General features: G+C 29.4%; 17 protein-coding genes. 2 read left to right on the plus strand and 15 right to left on the minus strand.

Translation table 11 applies throughout. From position 1 onward, the window contains the following. Positions 1 to 3: 3 nt before the first annotated feature. The 14 genes from N5A56_RS13575 to pdxA form a co-directional block, all read right to left on the minus strand. Complete coding sequence (locus N5A56_RS13575) at positions 4 to 798, minus strand: undecaprenyl-diphosphate phosphatase (RefSeq protein WP_265725928.1); 795 nt, start codon at positions 796 to 798, stop codon at positions 4 to 6. Between the two features lie 3 nt (positions 799 to 801). After that, the gene (locus N5A56_RS13580) at positions 802 to 1,044 is read right to left on the minus strand and encodes a DUF3098 domain-containing protein (RefSeq protein ID WP_265725929.1); all 243 of its coding nucleotides are present in this window, start codon (positions 1,042 to 1,044) and stop codon (positions 802 to 804) included. A gap of 4 nt (positions 1,045 to 1,048) precedes the next feature. Beyond that, entirely contained in the window at positions 1,049 to 1,927 is an 879-nt protein-coding gene (locus tag N5A56_RS13585; RefSeq protein ID WP_265725930.1) for a cell division protein FtsX, read from the minus strand. 107 nt (positions 1,928 to 2,034) lie between these two features. After that, positions 2,035 to 2,436 carry a methylmalonyl-CoA epimerase gene (gene mce / locus N5A56_RS13590; RefSeq protein ID WP_265725931.1) on the minus strand — a complete coding sequence of 134 codons (402 nt, stop codon included), beginning with the start codon at positions 2,434 to 2,436 and terminating at the stop codon, positions 2,035 to 2,037. A 254-nt stretch (positions 2,437 to 2,690) separates the two neighbouring features. Next, positions 2,691 to 3,392, minus strand: a complete 702-nt coding sequence (locus N5A56_RS13595) for a LytR/AlgR family response regulator transcription factor (protein WP_265725932.1) — start codon at positions 3,390 to 3,392, stop codon at positions 2,691 to 2,693. Between the two features lie 20 nt (positions 3,393 to 3,412). Then, on the minus strand, positions 3,413 to 3,727 hold the full coding sequence (locus tag N5A56_RS13600) for an Hpt domain-containing protein (RefSeq protein ID WP_265725933.1): 315 nt from the start codon (positions 3,725 to 3,727) through the stop codon (positions 3,413 to 3,415). Positions 3,728 to 3,751: 24 nt separating this feature from the next. Beyond that, on the minus strand, positions 3,752 to 4,159 hold the full coding sequence (locus N5A56_RS13605) for a response regulator (RefSeq protein ID WP_265725934.1): 408 nt from the start codon (positions 4,157 to 4,159) through the stop codon (positions 3,752 to 3,754). A gap of 119 nt (positions 4,160 to 4,278) precedes the next feature. Next, positions 4,279 to 4,728 (minus strand): Lrp/AsnC ligand binding domain-containing protein, encoded by a 450-nt coding sequence (locus N5A56_RS13610; RefSeq protein ID WP_265725935.1) that lies wholly within the window; start codon positions 4,726 to 4,728, stop codon positions 4,279 to 4,281. 89 nt (positions 4,729 to 4,817) lie between these two features. Further along, positions 4,818 to 6,158 carry an acetyl-CoA carboxylase biotin carboxylase subunit gene (gene accC, locus N5A56_RS13615; RefSeq protein WP_265725936.1) on the minus strand — a complete coding sequence of 447 codons (1,341 nt, stop codon included), beginning with the start codon at positions 6,156 to 6,158 and terminating at the stop codon, positions 4,818 to 4,820. Between the two features lie 74 nt (positions 6,159 to 6,232). After that, positions 6,233 to 6,712, minus strand: coding sequence for an acetyl-CoA carboxylase biotin carboxyl carrier protein (gene accB, locus N5A56_RS13620; protein WP_265725937.1), 480 nt, complete (start codon positions 6,710 to 6,712; stop codon positions 6,233 to 6,235). Between the two features lie 27 nt (positions 6,713 to 6,739). After that, positions 6,740 to 7,735 carry a beta-ketoacyl-ACP synthase III gene (locus tag N5A56_RS13625; RefSeq protein WP_265725938.1) on the minus strand — a complete coding sequence of 332 codons (996 nt, stop codon included), beginning with the start codon at positions 7,733 to 7,735 and terminating at the stop codon, positions 6,740 to 6,742. 155 nt (positions 7,736 to 7,890) lie between these two features. Further along, positions 7,891 to 8,085, minus strand: a complete 195-nt coding sequence (gene rpmF, locus N5A56_RS13630; protein WP_265725939.1) for a 50S ribosomal protein L32 — start codon at positions 8,083 to 8,085, stop codon at positions 7,891 to 7,893. Between the two features lie 7 nt (positions 8,086 to 8,092). Next, complete coding sequence (locus tag N5A56_RS13635; protein ID WP_265725940.1) at positions 8,093 to 8,623, minus strand: YceD family protein; 531 nt, start codon at positions 8,621 to 8,623, stop codon at positions 8,093 to 8,095. 78 nt (positions 8,624 to 8,701) lie between these two features. Continuing rightward, complete coding sequence (gene pdxA, locus N5A56_RS13640; RefSeq protein ID WP_265725941.1) at positions 8,702 to 9,742, minus strand: 4-hydroxythreonine-4-phosphate dehydrogenase PdxA; 1,041 nt, start codon at positions 9,740 to 9,742, stop codon at positions 8,702 to 8,704. Positions 9,743 to 9,800: 58 nt separating this feature from the next. Between pdxA and N5A56_RS13645 the strand changes: the two genes are divergently transcribed. Continuing rightward, positions 9,801 to 10,394, plus strand: a complete 594-nt coding sequence (locus N5A56_RS13645) for a riboflavin synthase (protein ID WP_265725942.1) — start codon at positions 9,801 to 9,803, stop codon at positions 10,392 to 10,394. 198 nt (positions 10,395 to 10,592) lie between these two features. Here the strand turns inward: N5A56_RS13645 and N5A56_RS13650 are convergent, their stop codons facing one another. Next, positions 10,593 to 11,735: a DNA polymerase III subunit gene (locus N5A56_RS13650; protein ID WP_265725943.1), complete on the minus strand. Its 1,143-nt coding sequence runs from the start codon at positions 11,733 to 11,735 to the stop codon at positions 10,593 to 10,595. Between the two features lie 201 nt (positions 11,736 to 11,936). Between N5A56_RS13650 and N5A56_RS13655 the strand changes: the two genes are divergently transcribed. Then, positions 11,937 to 13,124, plus strand: coding sequence for a phosphoglycerate kinase (locus N5A56_RS13655; RefSeq protein ID WP_265725944.1), 1,188 nt, complete (start codon positions 11,937 to 11,939; stop codon positions 13,122 to 13,124). Positions 13,125 to 13,141 lie beyond the last annotated feature (17 nt).

Raw genomic sequence — 13,141 nt, forward strand, 5'->3', positions numbered from 1 at the left:
GAATTAATTTAAGAAAGAGTAAGCAACAGCTATAACTCCTACAATTGCACAATAAATAGAAAAGTAATATAATTTACTCTTTTTAACTAAGGCTATCATCCATTTACAAGCTAATAAACCTGCAAAAAAAGCAGCAATAAAACCAGCTGAAACAGGTATAATCTCTGAAGATTGAAAATTAATATCACCACTTAAAAGATCTTTAGCAATTTTTCCAAAAATTAATGGTACCACCATTAAAAACGAAAATTTTGCGGCTTTAGTTCTATCAATACCCAATAAAACAGAAGTAGATATTGTAGCACCAGATCTAGAAATCCCTGGTAACATTGCTACAGCTTGTGAAACTCCTATAATTACAGCATCCCAAAAAGAAACTTCTTTATTAGTACTCTTCGCTTTATCTGCAAATAATAAAAGAATAGCTGTTACAAATAACATCATACCAACAAAAAATATTTCACCTCCAAAGAAAGACTCTAATTGTTCTTCAAAAAGTAAACCGATAATTACAGCAGGAAACATAGAAAGGATAATTTTTAATGAAAACTTAAACTCTTCGTTCCATTTAAATTGGAATAATCCTTTAAAAATTTCTGCAACTTCTTTTCTAAAAATAACTAACGTACTTAATGCGGTTGCAAAGTGTAAAACTACGGTAAATGTTAAACTCTCTTCTGGCACAGACGTATCACCCAAAACTACTTTTGCTAATTCTAAATGCCCACTAGAGGAAACCGGTAAAAATTCTGTTAACCCTTGTATAATCCCAAGAACTATTGCTTCTATTACATCCATAGTTTATTTTTTAGGGTCTGCTAAAATTGCGTAAATTTCAATTGCTAAACCAATTATCACTAAAGTTGGTGCCAATCGAATTCTTTGCCAATTATAAATTTCGTTGTTAAATACTTCTGGGTTATCGCTACCTCCTCCAGACATAAAAACAAAACCTAAAGTGATAAACACAATACCAATAAGCATTATTATATAGTTTCTTTTACCAAAAAGGAATTGCTGTTGTTTATTGTTTTCTTTTTGCATATTTTTAATAATAAAGTTCGTCTGTTTTTAAATTTAAGAAACGTTGAGTAGCAAAGAAGGTACTTATCCAAGTAATAATAAATGCTGATAAAAGTACACCACCAGCCAAATAACTTAAAGAAAGATAATCTTTTAAAAGCCCAAGACTTGGTATTGTTTTATCTATATAATAAATTACTACAGCTAAACCAATTAATGCTAAAATAGCACCAAATAAACCTAATTTTATACTTCTCCAAATAAATGGTTTTCTAATAAAAGCTTTAGTAGCACCAACCATTTGCATGGTTTTTATGTTAAAACGTTTAGCATAAATAGATAATCTTATTGAGCTATTTATTAAAATCATAGCGATTAAACCAAAAAAACCGCTGACAATTAATAACCAAAAACTAATTCTTTTAATATTTTTAGTTAATAAATTTATAAGAGGCTTATCATAAGAAACATCTGCTACAAAAGCATTTTTTAAAAATTTAGTTTCTAAGACTTGCATTTTTTCTGGTGTAACATGGTCTGCTTTAAGATAAATATCTACTCCATTTTTAAGAGGGTTTTTTCCTAAAAACTGTAAAAAATCTTCTCCAATTTCTTTACTGTATTTTTTTGCTGCTTGTGCTTTACTTGTATAAATTGCTTTTTTAGTAAATTCTTCTTTCAATAAAGATTCTCTAAATGTTTTTATCTGTTTTTGAGTTACATTATCTTTTATAAAAAGAGTGATTGCAACTTTTTCTTTAACTCGATTAGCAACCTGAGTAGATTTTAATAAAATTAAACCTAAAACACCAACCATAAAAAGAACTAAAGCAATACTAATAACTACTGAAATGTAAGAAGATTTCAGACGTCTATTTTGATAAGAATCAAACTTAGTTGACATTTACTTTTTGCTTTAAAATTGCTGCAAGATACAAATTAGCATTGAAAAAATGAATTATTAAAAAATTGAAAAATCTAAAATTCTCTTAAATTTTAATCCTTATTTAATTATTCTATTTCTTGGCACAATTCTATAAGAACTCCGTTCGTAGTTTTTGGATGTAAAAAAGCAACTAATTTATTATCTGCTCCTTTTTTGGGTATTTCATTTAAAACAGTAAAACCTTCTTTTTTTAATCTTGTAATTTCTGTTTTAATATCTTTTACTGCAAATGCAATATGATGAATTCCTTCTCCTTTTTTATCTATAAATCTAGCAATAGGACTTTTAGGATTGGTTGCCTGTAGTAGTTCTATTTTATTAGGCCCCTTTTTAAAGAAAGAAGTTTTTACACCTTCAGATGCAACTTCTTCTGTTTTATAATGTGTTTCACCAAAAAGAGCGGCAAATAATTTATTAGATTTTTCTAAATCTTTTACAGCAATTCCAATGTGTTCTATTTTTTCCATAAAGTAAAAATAAAAAAAGATTTATATCTATTTCATAATTATCAGAAAAATAACAAAGAGTCTATAAAATGAAAAAGAGCTGAAAAAATCAGCTCTTTTTTACAATTTATAAATCCCCCAACTTATAATTGTTTGTTATTATTGTAAATAACGGTTCAAATATACAAATAATATTGCTAATATTCTTAAAAATCGTTTATTGGTTTTTATTAATCGATGAATGAAAGTAAAGTTACGACAAACAGAAAAACTAATTATAATAAGTTTAATTTTTTCATTAACTCACTCTTATTCGATCTACTAACTGGCACAACATCTTTTCTTACCAAAACACTATTATCTTCAATATCAATTATTTCAGAAACATTAATAATAAAAGATCTATGCACTTTAAAAAACATGTTTGAAGGTAATTTATCTAGTATCTTTTTTAAAGTAGAATGTACTATATAATTCTTTTCGTTGGTTTTAATATTTATATAATCACCTTTTGCTTCAATTAAATAAATACTTGCTATATTTACTTTTACAAGTCTTCTATCTACATTAACATAAATATATTCAGATTTGTTTTTATCATCAATTACATCATTTTCTTTATTAGACAAAGAATCTAACTTTTCTAGAGACTTGTTATATCTTTCAAAAGTAATTGGTTTTACTAAATAATCAACAACACTTTTATACTCAAAAGCTTCTAAAGCTAAATTTTTATCTGATGTTGTTAAAATTATTTTTGGTGGGTTGTTTAAGGTTTTAATAAAATCAAAACCAGAAAACGTTGGCATGTGAATGTCTAAATATATAAGATCTATATTATTATTTGTATTTAGATATTTTATAGCATCTATTGCAGAAGAAAACTCTTCTATAACATTTATTTGATCAGATTTTAAGCAAAATTTCTTTATAATTAATCTTGCTGTTGCATCATCATCAATTATAATACAATCCATAATAATAAAATAGAAATTATTTAAGCGTATAAATATACGTGAATTTTGTTTAAAATTTCTATAAAATTTTCGTGGAGTTCAGTATTTTCATTTTTTAACTGTAATTCAAATTCTGAAGCTAGTTCTAGCCCTTTAACTAAACCTAATAAACTAATTTTGTGTTTTATTTTATGAACGTTATTAGCTGCTTCTTTATATTTTTTTGATGAAAAATTCTGATGATATTGTTCTACTTCATCTGGAAATTCTTTTTTAATGATTTCTAAAATACTATTCTGAAACTCTATATCATCTCCAGCAATCTCTTTAATAAATGATAAATTAGGCTTTTCCATTTTGGTTTCTTATCTTTTATAAACTTAGCATACAACTTCACTTTTAGCCCAATATTCAAGTAATGAAGTTACTTTTTTCGAATATTCAGAGTATTTTAAAGGCTTTGTAAAATAGCCAGAAATTCCAATATCAAAACACTTTTTTAAATCTAATTTATTATTGGAGGTAGACATTATTACAACAGGAATATTTTTAAATTTATTACTTTTTTTAAGTTTTAATAAAAATTCAAAACCATTCATTCTTGGCATATTTAAATCTGATATAATTAAATCATAAGGTTTAGTGTTATCATCTAAAAGTAACAATGCTTTTTCACCATTTTCTGCTTCAACAATGGTGTTTGTGCTTTTATTTTCTTTACAGACTTTTATAAACTTTATTCTTTGAATTTTATCATCATCAACTAAAAGTATTTTAAGGGGTTTCACTATATGATTTTTAAGTTCTTAACAAAAGTCATTTAAAAAAACTTATTTATTTTATTTATTTGTTAAGCAGTAAAAAAATCACTTTAAAAGGTAAATCTTCCTAGTTAAACTGTATTTTTTCAAATAGTTATCTGTCTATCAATCTGTTGATCTAAAGATATAAAAGTTTCGGTTCTAGAAACTCCTTTAATACTCTGTATATCCTTATTTAAAAGATGCATTAAATCTTCATTATTTTTACAAAGAATTTTAATAAAAACAGCATAATTCCCTGTAGTATAATGGCTTTCTACAACCTCTGGAATATCTTTTAGTCTTTTTATGGCAGAAGAGTATAAACTAGAAGAGTCTAAAAAAACTCCTACAAAAGCAGTAGTGGTATAGCCCAAAGATTTAGGGTTTATTATCATTCTATAACCGTCTATTAACTCAGATTTTTCAAGTTTTCTTAATCTTTGATGAATAGCAGCTCCAGAAATACCAACTTCTCTAGCAATACTTAAAACAGGTGTTCTAGCATCTTTTACCAGTCTTTTTATGATAATCTTATCTATTCCGTCAATTTTCATAGTAGAAAAATTTTAGCCTAAAGATAAAAAAATAGAGAACACAAAATTGTATTCTCTATTTTAATATATAATTATAAGATAAATTTAAATTACGACTTCATTACAAAGTCTTCCATAAATTTAGTTGTATAGTTCCCTGCAATATAATCTGGATGATCCATTAATTGCCTATGGAAAGGTATTGTTGTTTTAATTCCTTCAATTACAAACTCATCTAGAGCTCGTTTCATTTTATTAATTGCCTCTTCTCTTGTTTGAGCTGTAACAATTAATTTAGCAATCATAGAATCGTAGTTTGGCGGAATCATATAACCTGCATATACATGTGTATCCATTCTTACTCCATGTCCTCCAGGAGCGTGAAAAGTAGTAACTTTTCCTGGTGCTGGTCTAAAATTGTTGTGCGGGTCTTCAGCGTTAATTCTACATTCAATTGAATGTAGTTGAGGATAATAGTTTTTTCCTGAAATTGGAACACCAGCTGCTACTAAAATCTGTTCACGAATTAAATCGTAATTAACCACCTCTTCTGTTATTGGATGTTCTACTTGTATACGAGTATTCATCTCCATAAAGTAGAAATTTCTGTGCTTATCAACTAAAAACTCTACGGTTCCTGCACCTTCGTACTTAATATATTCTGCAGCTTTTACAGCCGCTTCTCCCATTTTCTCTCTCAATTCATCTGTCATGAAAGGAGAAGGAGTTTCTTCAGTTAATTTTTGATGACGTCTTTGTACAGAACAATCTCTCTCTGATAAATGACAAGCTTTACCATAAGAATCTCCAACAATTTGAATTTCGATATGTCTAGGCTCTTCAATAAGCTTTTCCATATACATATCATCATTTCCAAAAGCGGCTTTACTTTCATGTCTTGCAGAATCCCAAGCATCCTTTAAATCTTCAGCTTTCCAAACAGCTCTCATTCCTTTACCTCCACCTCCGGCAGAAGCTTTTAACATAACAGGATATCCTGTTTCAACTGCTAATCTTTCACATTGTTCAAAATCAGCTATTACACCTTCAGAACCAGGTACACAAGGCACTCCAGCTTCAATCATAGTAGACTTCGCATTCGCTTTATCTCCCATTTGATCGATCATTTTACCTGTTGCTCCAATAAATTTAATATTATGCTCTTCACATAAATTAGAAAACTTGGCGTTTTCAGATAAAAATCCATATCCAGGATGAATAGCATCTGCATTTGTAATTTCTGCAGCTGCAATAATATTAGACATTTTTAAATATGACTCGCTACTAGGAGCAGGACCAATACAAACAGCTTCATCTGCAAATCTAACATGCAGACTTTCTTCATCTGCTTTAGAATAAACCGCCACTGTTTTAATGCCCATTTCTTTACAGGTTCTAATAACACGTAATGCTATTTCCCCTCTATTGGCAATCAGTATTTTTTTAAACATGATATGAGTTTTGAGTTATAAGTTATGAGTTTGAGCTAGAAAAATTCTAAACTCTAAATTCTAAACTCTTTCAGTTATGATGGATCTACTAAAAATAATGGTTGATCAAATTCAACCGGCGAAGAATCATCTACTAAAACTTTAACGATTTTACCTGATACTTCAGATTCTATTTCATTAAATAATTTCATAGCTTCAATAACACAAACTGTATCTCCAACACTAATTTCTGAACCAACTTCTACAAAGTTAGGTTTGTCTGGTGAAGGTTTTCTGTAAAAAGTTCCAATAATAGGAGACTTTACTGTGATATAATTAGAATCATCACTCGTTGCTGCTGGAGCAGGAGTAGATATTTCTACTACTGGTGCTGCAGCTACTGGTGCTGCTACTTGTGGCAATCCTGCCATTGGTGCAGCTTGTACAATTGTAGTTTCAGTTTTTTCTGAACCGGTTTTAATTGTAATCTTAATGTCTTCCATTTCTAACTTTACCTCGCTTGCGCCAGATTTTGCTACAAATTTTATAAGATTTTGAATTTCTTTAATATCCATACTTCTTACTGTTTAGTTAATTATTTTTTATGAATTATATGCCCATTTAAGATAAATAGCTCCCCAAGTGAAACCACCACCAAATGCGGCAAAAATTAAATTGTCTCCTTTTTTTAATTGATTTTCATAATCTGCTAATAAAAGTGGTAAAGTAGCTGATGTTGTGTTTCCATATTTATGAATGTTCATCATTACTTTATCAGAACCAACACCAACTCTTTTTGCTGTTGCTTCAATAATCCTTTTATTTGCTTGATGTGGAACTAACCACTGAATATCTTCTTCTTTTAGATTATTTCTAGTTAACATTTTTTCTGATACATCTGCCATATTAGAAACTGCATATTTAAAAACAGTTTTTCCTTCTTGATGTACAAAATGTTGCCCTTTTTTAACCGTTTCTTCCGTTGGAGGTAAAATAGAACCACCAGCTTCAATCTTTAAAAACTCTCTTCCAATTCCATCGCTTCTAAGATATTCGTCTTGCAAGCCTAAATTTTCCGTATTAGGTTCAAATAAAACAGCTCCTGCTCCATCACCAAAAATAATACAAGTTGCCCTGTCTTTATAATCAATAATAGAAGACATTTTATCTGCTCCAATCAAGAGCACTTTTTTATATCTACCAGATTCAATATAGCTTGAAGCTGTAGACATACCATAAAGAAAACTAGAACATGCTGCTTGTAAATCGTATGCAAATGCATTTTTAGCGCCAATTTGAGTAGCAGTAAACACTGCCGTTGAGGCTACTGGTAAATCTGGTGTTGCAGTTGCAACGAGAACCAAATCTATATCTTCTGGATCTATGTTTGATTTTTTAAGTAAATCTTGCGCAGCTTTAATTGCCATATAAGAAGTACCTAAACCTTCACCTTTTAGAATTCTTCTTTCTTTAATACCAGTTCTTGATGTAATCCATTCATCATTAGTTTCTACAAAGGTTGCTAACTCTTTATTGGTTAGAACATATTCAGGAACATACTTCCCTACTGCTGTAATTGCTGCAGTGATTTTTGTCATAATAGTTGTTTGTTACCAAGTATTTTGGAAAACCAAAAGTAGTGAAAAATAGTTCACCTTTTTAGGTAAAAACCATCTAAAGAGATACTTTTTACCTAAAAAACGTAAAAAAACCCTCAATAATGAGGGTTTTCGTGTACTGTAAAAAGTATTTTTTAAGCTTCTGCTGCTGCAGATTCTAAAACAATTTGTCCTCTGTAATAAAGTTTACCTTCATGCCAGTGAGCTCTGTGATATAAGTGAGATTCACCAGTTGTTGGATCTGTAGCAATTTGCTGATAAGATGCTTTATAATGAGTTCTCCTCTTGTCTCTTCTAGTTTTAGATATCTTTCTTTTAGGATGTGCCATTTTATGTCTATTTTTCTGTTATTAAATTCTTTAATTTATCCCACCTTGGGTCTGTATTTTCTACAGTTTTTACTTCTTTTATTGTTAATTCTTTTAACTTGTTTAAAGCTTCAGATTCCATTGTGCCATCTAAAACTTTTGGATGCACTCTTTTATTAGGAACTGCTAAAACAATCATTTCGTAAATAAACTGAGCTACATTAAATTCATATGCTCCATGTGGTAATATTAATATTTCCTCATTTTCATCGTTATATTCTTCTCCAAAATTTACTACTAATGGTAATTCTGATACTATTTCTTGTTGATATAACTCATTTGTTAAATCACAAGGAACTTCAACAGAACCATTTGCACTAAAACTTAGTTCAAACAATGTACTCTTTTTTACGAATGTTAGCGAAACTTTTATTAATGAACTTTCATATTCATCAAAATTAAAAGCTTCAAAGAACTTATTATCAATTGTATAATCAAACGTATGATTACCTAATTTTAACCCTACAAACTGTATGTTAAATTGTTTCAAGTATTTCATTATCAAACATCAATTGAGCCGGCAAAGATACAAAAAAATGTTTTTCTGCAATATTTTATATCAAAAAAAGAATATTCTTTATTTAGCCCTAACAACCAATGGGGTTTTAGTAAGCTCTAAATACTCTTTTCTTGTTTTAAAAACTTGAATGGCAGTAAATAATGCCTCCATAAATGACGATGAACTTGCTTTGTTTTTTCCCGCAATATCATACCCTGTTCCATGATCTGGAGAGGTTCTAATATGACATAACCCCGCAGTAAAATTAACACCCTTACCAAAAGATAACGCTTTAAATGGCGCTAAACCTTGATCGTGATAGGTTGCCAATACTCCATCAAACTGTTTATAAGTTTCAGAACCAAAAAAACCATCTGCTGCATAGGGTCCAAAAACTAGCTTACCAGTTTCCTTAATTTCTTCTATTGTTGGTTTTATAATTTCGTCATCTTCTTTACCAATAACACCTTTATCTCCACAATGTGGATTCAAAGATAAAACAGCTATTTTTGGCTTATCAATACCAAAATCTTGTTTTAAAGAAGTATACATAGTTTCTACTTTACTCTTTATTAATGCTGGTGTAATCGATTCTGCTACTTTAGATATAGGAATATGACCTGTAATTAAACCTATTCTTAACTCATCTGTCATTAAAATCATTAAACTTTCACCTTCTAAATTAGCTGCTAAATATTCTGTATGACCAGGAAAATTAAAAGTTTCAGATTGTATATTTTCTTTATTGATTGGCGCTGTTAACAACACATCAACTTTATCTTCTTTTAAATGTTTTACGGCTGATTCTAATGATTTTGCAGCATAATCTCCAGAAACTTTAGTTGCTTTACCAAGTTCTATAACTACTTCTTCTTTCCAGATATTTAAAATATTTATTTTTGCATGATTTATTTGATTAATAGATGTTATTCCGTGAACAGGAGTATCTATTCCTAAAGCTTTTTTATGATAAGCAATCGCTTTTGTTGCTCCAAACAAAACTGGAGTACAAAAATCTAACATTCTTTTATCCTGAAAAGTTTTCAAAATTACTTCAATACCAATTCCATTTAAATCTCCAATTGAAATTCCAACGATTATTTTATCAGATTTATCCATAGTTCTCTTCTAATATTGCTATTTTTGATGTGTACAAAAGTAACCAATTTTTAACGATATGTTTACAGGAATTATAGAAACACTTGGAGTTGTAACAAATGTAGTAAAAGAACAAGAAAATGTTCATTTAACAATAAAAAGTACAATTACAAACGAACTAAAAATAGACCAAAGTGTTGCACATAATGGTGTGTGTTTAACAGTAGTTGCCATTAATAATGACGAATATACAGTTACAGCAATTAAAGAAACTTTAGATAAAACCAATATTGGCAAATTAAAAAATGCTAACATTGTAAACTTAGAACGTGCAATGAAATTGGGAGATCGATTGGACGGACATATTGTACAAGGTCATGTTGATGAAACTGGTACTTGTAAAAACATCGAAGATAAAAACGGAAGTACAGTGTATACTTTTGAATATAATTCTGATAAAAACAACAACATTACTATAGAAAAAGGTTCTATTACTGTTAATGGTGTTAGTTTAACGGTTGTAAACTCTAAGAAACATGAGTTTTCTGTTGCTATTATTCCTTACACAAAAGAACATACCACTTTTAAAACCTTGCAAGTAAATGATACTGTAAATTTAGAGTTTGATGTAATTGGGAAGTATGTTGCTAGATTGAACGGTTTTAACAACTAGAAATATTTTTTAAGCTAGAAGTAGTCTTCTCAATACAATTTTGCAAAAAAACAAAATCACTCGATGTGACATTATGTTTATTAAACTTAATAACAAAACTTTTGGTCATTATGAAAGAGGAATGAATGAAGTAATCTGTTTACATTAGTTCTTAGCTTTTTTATTAAGACATTGCTTCACTATTTTCGCAATGACAAACTAAACAGTTTCTTCTTTTTTATGCAAAAAACGTGTCAACTTCATAGAAAGATCTAACATAATAATTTTAGCGTTTCCATTTCTTTCTATATGATATATGGCTTCACTAATTTCTTTTTCTATTTCTATAATATTTCCAGAATGTACAAAAGGGGCAAATTTCGATAAATTAAAACCAGATTTTGTTTCCATAAAAACCAACTGATCAGACTTATAGTTCATTAAAAGTGCTTGTCTAAAAAATTGCAAACAATAATCTAAAAAACGTTTTTGAGTTTCTCTACCAGATTTTGCAATTGTATCTGACCAAGAAATTAATTGCTCAACAACAGCTGCATTTCCTTTTGCCTTAAACGCTGTTCTAATCCAAGTAATAAACCATTCTTCAAAAACCAAATCATTACTATCATTTTGTGATAAATGCAACGCTTTGTTATAGTTTCCTTCTGCTTGATGTGCTATTTTTGTAGCTTCATTATCTGCAACCTGATTATTTACAATTAACGAGTTTGCAATATCTTGTTCTGATAAAGCAGGAAAATGTAAGGCTTGACAACGTGATTTTATTGTATTTATAATCTGCTCTTCGTTTTCTGTAATCAACAAAAAAACAGTTTTCTCTGGCGGTTCTTCTATCAGTTTTAATAATTTATTTGCAGCAGCGATGTTCATCTTTTCTGCCATCCAAATTATCATCACCTTAAAACCACCTTCGTAACTTTTAAGCCTTAATTTTTTCACAACTGCTTCAGCTTCATCAACACCAATTAAACCTTGCTTGTTTTCTACGCCAATGTGTTGCAACCAATTAAACAAACTTCCATAAGGCTGAGTAGCAATAAAATCGCGCCAATCTTCTAAAAAAAGATTACTTACGGCATGTTTTTTTACAGAATCGTTTGTTGTTACCGGAAAAGCAAAATGCAAATCTGGATGCTGTAATTTGTTACATTTTATAGTACAAGCATCTGCATTCTCTGAAAAATTACATAATAAAAATTGAGCATAGGCAATTGCCATTGGCAGCGTACCACAACCTTCTTTACCTACAAACAACTGCGCATGCGGTATCCTACCATTTTCTGCAGATTTTTGTAAGTGTTTTTTAATATGATCTTGACCTATAATTTGGTTGAAAAGCATAAGCAAATATAAAAATTTGTTTGTCACTAATTCACAAATTATACTTATAAATAATAAGTAGTTGTTTAAACTTTTAATTAGTAAATTATTGGTTAATTTTAAACAATTAATTTACGCAAACGTTATCTTAATTTTTGAGTTCTCAATTTTAGTAACCGTAAATAAAAAAGTATTTTTGTTGAAAATACATCAACAAAAAAAATGAAAACACTTAAAGATTTTAATTTCGAAAATAAAAAAGCAATTATTCGCGTAGATTTTAACGTGCCTTTAAATGATAAATTTGAAGTTACAGACGCTACAAGAATAGAGGCTGCAAAATCTACTATTATTAAAGTTTTAGAAGATGGAGGAAGCTGCGTTTTAATGTCGCATTTAGGGCGTCCGAAAGGAAAACAAAATGAATTTTCTTTACAACACATTGTTGCTAAAGTTAAAGAAATTATTGGTGTTAACGTAAAATTTGTTGAAGACTGCATAGGTGCTAAAGCAGAAGATGCTGTTGCTAACTTAGAAAATGGTGAAGTTTTATTACTAGAAAATCTTCGTTTTTATGAAGAAGAGAAAAAAGGTGATGTTGCTTTTGCAGAAAAGCTTTCTAAACTTGGTGATATTTATATAAATGATGCTTTTGGAACTGCACACAGAGCACATGCATCAACAACCATTATTGCACAATTTTTTGAAGAGAATAAATGTTTTGGAAACTTATTGGCTAGAGAAATTGAAAGTATAGATAAGGTTTTAAACAACTCTGAAAAACCAGTTTTAGCAATTTTAGGTGGTGCAAAAGTATCTTCTAAAATTACTGTAATCGAAAACATTTTAGATAAAGTAGATCATTTAATTATTGGTGGTGGAATGAGTTTTACTTTTATTAAAGCACAAGGAGGAACTGTTGGAGATTCTATTTGTGAAGATGATAAAATGGATTTAGCTTTAGAGATTTTAAAACAAGCAAAAGAAAAAGGTGTAGAAGTTCATATTCCTGTAGATGTAATTGCTGGAGATGATTTTAGCAATACAGCTAACACTCAAATTTTAGATATTAATGCTCTTCCAGAAGGATGGCAAGGTTTAGATGCTGGTCCAAAATCTATAGAAAATTTTGATGTTGTTGTTAATAAATGTAAAACCATTTTATGGAATGGTCCTTTAGGTGTTTTTGAAATGGAGACTTTTTCAGGTGGAACAATTGCATTAGGACACTCTATTGATAAAGCTACCAAAAACGGAGCATTTTCTTTAGTTGGTGGTGGAGATTCTGTTGCTGCTGTTAAACAATTTGGTTTCGCAGAAAAAGTAAGCTATGTTTCTACTGGTGGTGGCGCTATGTTAGAAATGCTAGAAGGTAAAGCTTTACCAGGTATTGAAGCTATTTTGAAATAAAAAAAACATTAAAATAT

It is taken from the genome of Polaribacter ponticola, from assembly GCF_026191475.2.
In the GTDB taxonomy this organism is placed as follows: Bacteria; Bacteroidota; Bacteroidia; order Flavobacteriales; family Flavobacteriaceae; genus Polaribacter; species Polaribacter ponticola.

What these genes read in the sequence shown, in the direction of transcription:
- N5A56_RS13625 (WP_265725938.1), bottom strand. Translation starts at nt 7,735, where the DNA reads ATGACAAAAATCACTGCAGCAATTACAGCAGTAGGGAAGTATGTTCCT.
- N5A56_RS13600 (WP_265725933.1), bottom strand. Translation starts at nt 3,727, where the DNA reads ATGGAAAAGCCTAATTTATCATTTATTAAAGAGATTGCTGGAGATGAT.
- N5A56_RS13635 (WP_265725940.1), bottom strand. Translation starts at nt 8,623, where the DNA reads ATGAAATACTTGAAACAATTTAACATACAGTTTGTAGGGTTAAAATTA.
- N5A56_RS13580 (WP_265725929.1), bottom strand. Translation starts at nt 1,044, where the DNA reads ATGCAAAAAGAAAACAATAAACAACAGCAATTCCTTTTTGGTAAAAGA.
- accB (WP_265725937.1), bottom strand. Translation starts at nt 6,712, where the DNA reads ATGGATATTAAAGAAATTCAAAATCTTATAAAATTTGTAGCAAAATCT.
- N5A56_RS13575 (WP_265725928.1), bottom strand. Translation starts at nt 798, where the DNA reads ATGGATGTAATAGAAGCAATAGTTCTTGGGATTATACAAGGGTTAACA.
- N5A56_RS13610 (WP_265725935.1), bottom strand. Translation starts at nt 4,728, where the DNA reads ATGAAAATTGACGGAATAGATAAGATTATCATAAAAAGACTGGTAAAA.
- N5A56_RS13645 (WP_265725942.1), top strand. Translation starts at nt 9,801, where the DNA reads ATGTTTACAGGAATTATAGAAACACTTGGAGTTGTAACAAATGTAGTA.
- N5A56_RS13650 (WP_265725943.1), bottom strand. Translation starts at nt 11,735, where the DNA reads ATGCTTTTCAACCAAATTATAGGTCAAGATCATATTAAAAAACACTTA.
- mce (WP_265725931.1), bottom strand. Translation starts at nt 2,436, where the DNA reads ATGGAAAAAATAGAACACATTGGAATTGCTGTAAAAGATTTAGAAAAA.
- accC (WP_265725936.1), bottom strand. Translation starts at nt 6,158, where the DNA reads ATGTTTAAAAAAATACTGATTGCCAATAGAGGGGAAATAGCATTACGT.
- N5A56_RS13585 (WP_265725930.1), bottom strand. Translation starts at nt 1,927, where the DNA reads ATGTCAACTAAGTTTGATTCTTATCAAAATAGACGTCTGAAATCTTCT.
- rpmF (WP_265725939.1), bottom strand. Translation starts at nt 8,085, where the DNA reads ATGGCACATCCTAAAAGAAAGATATCTAAAACTAGAAGAGACAAGAGG.
- pdxA (WP_265725941.1), bottom strand. Translation starts at nt 9,742, where the DNA reads ATGGATAAATCTGATAAAATAATCGTTGGAATTTCAATTGGAGATTTA.
- N5A56_RS13595 (WP_265725932.1), bottom strand. Translation starts at nt 3,392, where the DNA reads ATGGATTGTATTATAATTGATGATGATGCAACAGCAAGATTAATTATA.
- N5A56_RS13655 (WP_265725944.1), top strand. Translation starts at nt 11,937, where the DNA reads ATGAAAACACTTAAAGATTTTAATTTCGAAAATAAAAAAGCAATTATT.